The organism is Streptomyces sp. NPDC046866 (assembly GCF_040704625.1).
In the GTDB taxonomy this organism is placed as follows: domain Bacteria; phylum Actinomycetota; class Actinomycetes; order Streptomycetales; family Streptomycetaceae; genus Streptomyces.
The window spans coordinates 152,347-159,300 of sequence record NZ_JBEYXN010000021.1 but is presented as its reverse complement, the minus strand read 5'-3'; the positions used below and the strand labels follow the sequence as shown (position 1 = coordinate 159,300).

The 6,954-nt window shown below is 72.7% G+C and carries 6 protein-coding genes; 2 read left to right on the top strand and 4 right to left on the bottom strand.

What is annotated here, in order from left to right; all coding sequences use genetic code 11:
• Nucleotides 1-1,596, bottom strand: a 1,596-nt coding sequence (locus tag AB0953_RS26915; protein WP_366862142.1) for a S8 family serine peptidase, incomplete at its 3' end; no start/stop codon positions are given.
• A gap of 279 nt (nt 1,597-1,875) precedes the next feature.
• Entirely contained in the window at nt 1,876-3,249 is a 1,374-nt protein-coding gene (locus AB0953_RS26910; protein WP_366862141.1) for a cation:dicarboxylase symporter family transporter, read from the bottom strand.
• Between the two features lie 106 nt (nt 3,250-3,355).
• Here AB0953_RS26910 and AB0953_RS26905 point away from each other — a divergent pair, with 106 nt between their 5' ends.
• Both AB0953_RS26905 and AB0953_RS26900 read left to right on the top strand, forming a co-directional pair.
• On the top strand, nt 3,356-4,975 hold the full coding sequence (locus AB0953_RS26905) for a sensor histidine kinase (RefSeq protein WP_366862140.1): 1,620 nt from the start codon (nt 3,356-3,358) through the stop codon (nt 4,973-4,975).
• Nucleotides 4,972-5,691, top strand: coding sequence for a response regulator (locus AB0953_RS26900; RefSeq protein WP_366862139.1), 720 nt, complete (start codon nt 4,972-4,974; stop codon nt 5,689-5,691). Before AB0953_RS26905 ends, AB0953_RS26900 begins: the two co-directional genes overlap by 4 nt.
• On the opposite strand, the gene AB0953_RS26895 is transcribed toward AB0953_RS26900, so the two are convergent.
• Complete coding sequence (locus AB0953_RS26895) at nt 5,649-6,494, bottom strand: tyrosinase family protein (RefSeq protein ID WP_366862138.1); 846 nt, start codon at nt 6,492-6,494, stop codon at nt 5,649-5,651. The genes AB0953_RS26900 and AB0953_RS26895 overlap by 43 nt on opposite strands.
• Entirely contained in the window at nt 6,491-6,892 is a 402-nt protein-coding gene (locus AB0953_RS26890) for a tyrosinase family oxidase copper chaperone (RefSeq protein WP_366862137.1), read from the bottom strand. The genes AB0953_RS26895 and AB0953_RS26890 overlap by 4 nt, the downstream gene beginning before the upstream one ends.
• Between the last annotated feature and the right edge of the window lie 62 nt (nt 6,893-6,954).

Below are 6,954 nucleotides of genomic sequence, written 5' to 3'. Positions count from 1 at the left end.
GGAGCCGTCGGGGGCGACGAGGTCGACCTTCAGGTCACCGATGTAGGTGTGCTTGATGTCGACGCCGACCTTCAGCGTGGCGGGCGCGTTGCCGGTGACCCCGCTGACGGTGATCGGGCTCTCCACCGTGGTGTTGTCGTTGATGGCGAAGTCGCCGAGGTTCTCGAAGTACTTGCCGGTGGGCGGGTTGGCGGTGCCGACCGCCTTCAGGGCGTCGACCTGGCCCTCGCCGAAGAACGAGTTGTTGGCCGTGGTGCCCGTGCAGCGGCTGTCCGAGGGGCAGGCGATGTCGTTGGCCTGGGTGGCCAGCTTGTCGCGGATCTGCGCCGGGGTGATGCCGGGGTTGGCGCTGGCGAGCAGCGCGGCGACGCCCACCACGTGCGGGGTGGCCATCGAGGTGCCGCTCTTGGAGCCGTACTTGCCGCCCGGGAGGGTGGAGTAGACGTCGCTGCCGGGAGCGGCGACGTCGATCACGCCCTGGCCGAAGTTGGAGAAGGAGGCCTTGGTGGTGCCGGTGCCGTTGGCGGCGACCGTGACCACGCCGGGCAGCTCCGTCGGGATGTCGAGGCAGGCGTTGGTGATGGTGCGGGTGACCGGCGTCGAGTCGTTCGGGCTGGCGCTGTCGGTCGTCTTGTGCGCGAGGTCGTAGTTCTCGTTGCCCGCGGCGGCGATCTGGAGGGAGCCCTTGCTCTCCGCGTACTCCTGCGCGCGCTTGACGCCCTCGATGATGGCGGCCTGGTCGGCGTTGTCCGGGCAGTTGAACTGCCAGGGGTCCGTGTAGTAGCTGTTGTTGGTGACCTTGAAGCCGTGGTCGCCGGCCCACACGAAGCCGCAGATGGTGTTCTCGGCGAAGAAGAACGCGTTGCCAGGCTCGGCGACGCGGACCGCGGAGATCTTCACGCCCGGCGCGACGCCGACGACGCCCTTGCCGTTCTTGGCGGCCGCGATGGTGCCCGCGACGTGCGTGCCGTGGGTGTCCACGTCACGCCAGGCGCCGGCCCGGGTGTCGGGCTTGCCGTAGGCGCACGAGACCGAGTCGGCCGCGTTGAAGTTCGGCGCCAGGTCCTGGTGCTGGTCGTCCACACCGGTGTCGAGGATGCCGACCTTCACCGAGGAGGAGCCGGTCGTGACGGCCCAGGCCTGGTCCGCCTTGATCTGGCTCATGTCGGCGCGGACCGGCTCGCCGGCCGGGGTCGTCGCCTGCGCCGGGTTGGCGGGCAGCGCCGGGTTGTAGGCGTCGGCAGGCACGTCCGAGGTGCGGGTGGCGCCGACCTGCTGGACGCCGCTGACGCCGCGCATCGCGTCGGCGAAGCCGGCGGAGGCCGAGTGGGCGACGATCACGCCGATGGCGTCGAAGGTGGAGAAGACGGTGCCGGCGTTGGCGGCGACGGCCGCGCGCACGGCCGAGCTGTCACCGGGAGCGGTGATGACGAGGTAGGCACGGGTGCCGGCAACCCAGGTCGCACTCTGGGAAGCCGGCGCCGCGGCCGGGGCCTTGGCGGCGGCCGAGGGGGCGGACGGCACGACCGGCAGGGTGCCGGCGATGGCCGAGGGGGCCCCGAAGGCCAGGGCGGCGCCGAGGGCGGCGCCCAGCACGAGGGTACGGCGAGGTCGGCTGGATATGTGGGGTATCAATGCGTCCTCCGATGACCCGGTGCTGCGGAGGGCAGTTACCGGGCCGTACGAAACGAGTGGTGGACGCAAGATGTCAGACGCGTGCCCCGGTGCGGAAGTACGTTTTACCGCAGCCAAGTTGTCGGTCGAATGGCCGAAAACATTCGGTCGGACCGGAGGGTGGCGGAAGGGCGGCCGGGCGGGGCACCGTGGGGGCGAGCCCTGCCCGGCCGGCCGTGGGCGGCGTACCGGCAGTAAGCCCTAAGCCGGCACGCCGTCCCTGTCGCCGGTCGACTGGCCGGGAACGGGGAGGCCCGCCGTCCCGTGGCCGTCGTCGACCAGCGAGGTCTCGTCGAACTCCAGCCGCCCCGCGAGGACCTCGGCGGCCCGCTCGCGGTCGAACTCCTTCGTCCAGGTGCCGATCAGCACCGTCGCCACCGCGTTGCCCGCGAAGTTCGTCAGCGCCCGCGCCTCGCTCATGAACCGGTCGATGCCCACGATCAGGCCGACGCCGTCGACGAGTTCGGGCCGGTGCGACTGCAGGCCGCCCGCCAGCGTGGCCAGCCCCGCGCCGGTCACCCCGGCGGCCCCCTTCGAGGCCACGATCATGAACAGCAGCAGCGAGACCTGCTCGCCCAGGGCGAGCGGCTTGCCCATGGCCTCCGCGACGAAGAGAGAGGACATCGTCAGGTAGATCGCCGTCCCGTCCAGGTTGAACGAGTAGCCGGTCGGCACCGTGATGCCCACCACCGGCTTGGAGACGCCCAAGTGCTCCATCTTCGCGATCAGCCGCGGCAGCGCCGACTCCGAGGAGGACGTGGACAGGATCAGCAGGAACTCCCGCCCCAGATAGCGCAGCAGGGCGAAGACGCTGACCCCGGTGCACACCCGCAGCAGCGTGCCGAGGACCAGGAACACGAAGAGCAGGCAGGTCGTGTAGAAGCCGATCATGATGACCGCGAGGGACTTCAGCGCATCGATCCCGGTCGCGCCGACCACCGCCGCGATCGCGCCGAACGCGCCCACCGGCGCCGCCCACATGATCATCGCCAGCACCCGGAACACCAGCTTCTGCACGTGCCCGATCCCGCGCAGCAGCGGCTCGCCGGCCGGCCCCATCGCCTGGAGCGCGAACCCGCAGAGCAGTGCCACCAGCAGCGTCTGGAGCACCTGCCCCCCGGTGAAGGCCGAGACCAGCGTGGTCGGGATGATCCCGAGCAGGAACTCGGGCGTGCTCTGCGCCCCGCCCGCCTTGGCCTGCGCCTCGCCCGCGTGCTTGGCGGCTTCGGTCAGGTGCAGTCCGCTGCCGGGCTCCAGCAGGTTCCCGACGACCAGGCCGATGGCCAGCGCCACCGTGGACATCACCATGAAGTAGCCGAGGGCGAGACCGCCGACGGCGCCCACCTTGGCGGCCTTGCGCACCGACCCGATGCCCAGCACGATCGTGCAGAAGATCACCGGCGAGATCATCATCTTGATGAGGTTCACGAAGCCGGTGCCCAGCGGCTTCAGCTCCACGGCCGTGCCGGGCGCGGCGAAGCCGACGGCGATGCCGAGCAGCACCGCGGCGATCACCGCGATGTAGAGGTAGTGCGTTCTGTCGCGTCCAGCGGGTCTGGCGGGTCTGGCGGCCACGTTCGCCTCCTGGTGGTGAAGTCGTTCCGGGAGACCATCGCCCAACCCTGTGACCCCGGTCACCCTTGCGTTCATTGAGTTCACGGACCGGTGCACACTGACCGTCATGTTCCGCTTCCCCCGGCCGCCCCGCAGTCTCGCCGGCCAGCTCTTCGCCATGCAGGTGCTGCTGGTCGCCGTGGTCGTCGCCGGCTGCGCGGTCTTCGCGTACGCCACCGCCCGGGGCCAGGCCGAGGAGGCGGCCCGGCGCCAGGCCGGGGCCGTGGCCCGGGCGGTCGCCGACTCGCCGTCCGTCCTCGATGCCGTACGGGGAGCGGGCGGCGGCAGCAGCCCCTCGGCCGTGCTCCAGCCCTATGCCGAGCGCGTCCGCACCGACTCGGGCGTGGACTTCGTGACGATCATGGCGCCGGACGGGCGGCGCTGGACCCACCCCGACCCGCGCCGGATCGGCGAGCGCTTCATGGGCAACACCGCCCGCGCCCTGCGCGGCGAGACCTTCAGCGAGACCTACACGGGCACCCTCGGTCCCTCCATCCGCGTGGTCACCCCGATCAGCGACGGCGGGCGCGTCGTCGCCATGGTCGCCTCCGGGATCACCGTCCGCGCCATCAGCGCGCGCCTCGCCCGGCAGCTCACCGCCCTCGCGTGGGTGGCCGCCGGGGCGCTCGCCCTCGGCGCGGTGGGGACGTACGTCGTCAACGCCCGGCTGCGCCGGCACACCCACGGCATGAACGCCGCCGAGCTCAGCCGCGTGTACGACTACCACCAGGCGGCCCTGCACGCCGTCCGCGAGGGACTGCTCATGCTCGACGGCCGCCGCCGGATCACCCTGATCAACGACGCCGGGCGCGAACTGCTCGGCCTGAAGGGGGACGTCCGCGGCACCCCGGCCGCCGACCTCGGGCTGCCGCCGCCGCTGACCGGGGCCCTGCTGGCCGACCGGCCCCGGGTGGACGAGGTGCACCTGACCGCCGACCGGGTGCTGGTCCTCAACAGCTCGCCCGTCGCCGGCGGCGGCCGCCGCGGCACCGTGGTCACCCTGCGCGACCACACCGAACTCCAGTCCCTGACCGGTGAACTGGACCACGAGCGGGCCTTCACCCAGGCGCTGCGCGCCCAGGCCCACGAGGCCGCCAACCGGCTGCACACGGTGGTCTCGCTGATCGAACTCGGCCGCGCGCAGGAGGCGGTGGAGTTCGCCACCGCCGAACTGGAGCTCGCCCAGGCCCTCACCGACGAGGTGGTCACCGCCGTGGGGGAGCCGGTGCTGGTGGCGCTGCTCCTCGGCAAGGCCGCCCAGGCGCACGAGCGGGGCGTGGAGCTGGTCGTGACCCCGGACAGCCGCGCGGTCGGCGGGGCCGCCGCGGAGTCCGGGGCCGCAGCCCTCCCGGCGCGCGACCTCGTCACCGTGCTCGGCAACCTCGTGGACAACGCCGTCGAGGCGCTCACCGGCGTACCCGGAGCGCGGATCGAGGTCACCGTCCGACCGGAGGCCGGCGGGCTGCTGCTGCGCGTCGCCGACAACGGCCCCGGGCTGCCCGAGGACCCGGGGGCCGATGTGTTCCGGCGCGGCTGGTCGGGGAAGGGAGAGGGGCGGGGCCTCGGCCTCGCCCTGGTGCGCCAGGTGGCCCACCGGCACGGGGGCAGCGCCGAAGCCGCCCCGGTGCCGGGCGGGGGAGCGGAGTTCACCGTACGACTGCCCGGCGGAAGGGGGCTGCCCGCATGACCGCGGCAGGAACGGGCCGGGCGCGCCCGGTGCGGGTGCTCGTGGTGGAGGACGACCCGGTCGCCGCCGACGCGCACGCCCTGTACGTGGGACGGGTGCCCGGATTCACCGCCGTCGGCGCCGTCCACTCGCTGGCCGAGGCCACCCGGGCCCTGGAGCGGACCCCGGTGGACCTGCTGCTGCTCGATCTGGGTCTGCCCGACGGCCACGGGCTGCGCTTCGCGCGCGGGCTGCGGGCCGCCGGGCATCCGGTCGACGTGATCGTGGTGACCTCGGCGCGGGATCTGGCCGTGGTCCGCGAGAGCGTCTCGCTCGGGGTGGTCCAGTACGTCCTGAAGCCCTTCGCCTTCCCGACGCTGCGCGAACGGCTGCTGCGCTACGCGGAGTTCCGCTCGGCGGCCGGGGAGGCGGCGGGCCAGGACGACGTGGACCGGGCGCTCGCCGCCCTGCGCACCCCGCTGCCCGCCGAGCTCCCGAAGGGGCTGAGCGCGCCGACCCTGGACCGGGTCGCCGCGCTGCTGCGGTCGGCGCCCGAGGGGCTGACCGCGGCCGGGGCGGCCGGGGCGGCCGGGATCTCGCGGATCACCGCCCGCCGCTACCTGGAGCACCTGGTGGACACCGGCCGCGCGGACCGGACCCCCCGGTACGGCCAGGTCGGCCGTCCCGAGCTGCACTACCGCTGGCTGGCGGCGGCGGGCTCGGTGTCGAAGGTGTAGAACTTGCGGTGGTCCAGCATGTCGGCCGGGGTGACGTCGTTCCACGGGCGCATGGTGTCGTTCAGGTCCACCACGTTGGCGGTGCCGCCGCCGGGCAGGTACGCCGACTTCGGGTTGCGGGCCTGCCACTCGGCCCACAGCTTGTCGACGAAGGCGTGGTGCATCCAGAACACCGGGTCGTTGGGGGAGACGCCGGTGGCCATCTGGCCGCCGACCCACACGTGCACCCGGTTGTGCAGGTTGGCGCCGCGCCAGCCCTCGAGGTGGTTGCGGAAACCGTTCGAGGAGCTGTTCCAGGGGGCCATGTCGTAGACGGGCATGGCGAGGACGGCGTCGACCTCGGCCTTGGTGGGCAGCTCGGCGACGCCTTCGCCGAGCGCGCGCCGCAGGTAGGTGCGGCCGTCCACGCGGACGTTGACGGGGAACTTGCCCGCCGCGTACGCGAAGGGCCCGTCCATCACCTGCCCGTCACGGGCCCGGCCGGTGCCGCCGAGGAAGTCCGCGGCCCACAGGGAGGAGCGTGAGGTGCGGTCGGCGGTCCAGTCCCAGTAGGGCAGGGAGACCTTGGGGTCCACCTTCTGCAGGGCGGCCTCGAACTCCAGCAGGAAGCGGCGGTGCCAGGGCAGGAAGGAGGGCGAGCGGTGGCCGACGCGGTCCCCCGAGTCGGTGTCGCTCATGATGAAGCCGTTGTGCGTGGAGACGAACCGGTCGTAGGCGCCGGTGCGCTTCAGCTCGAGCACCGCATGGGTGAAGGCGCGCTTCTCCTCGGTGCTCAGCGAGGCCTGGTTCTTGCGGACGGTCATGCCGTGCCTCCCATGGGCGCGAACGGGGCGAGGACGGCGCCCTGCAGCTCGCGCACGGCGGCGCGGGCGAGGGAGAGCGGGTCGGCGAAGGTCTCGTAGTGGTTGACCAGGCTGATCCAGGTGCCGTCGGCGTTGCGCATCACGTGGAGCTCGCGGCCGTCTATTCGGACGGTCGGCAGGTCGGAGTGCCCGCCTCCGTGGTGGCCTCCGTGGTGGCCAGCGCCCGAGGCGGGGGTGATCTGGATACGGCGTCCCTGGTACACCTCGTCGACCGCGCCGGAGGGTGAGGCGGCGCGGGAGTCGGTGGCGGCTGCGTGCGCGGTGGCGCCGGCGATGCCGAGAGCGGTGAGAGCGCCGGCGGTGGTGCCCAGGGCCTGCCGGCGGGTGATCTTGTTCATGGCCGAAGAGTTATCAGGGGGTCACGCAGGGTTGACCTCTATTAGGACATCAGCGGATAAGT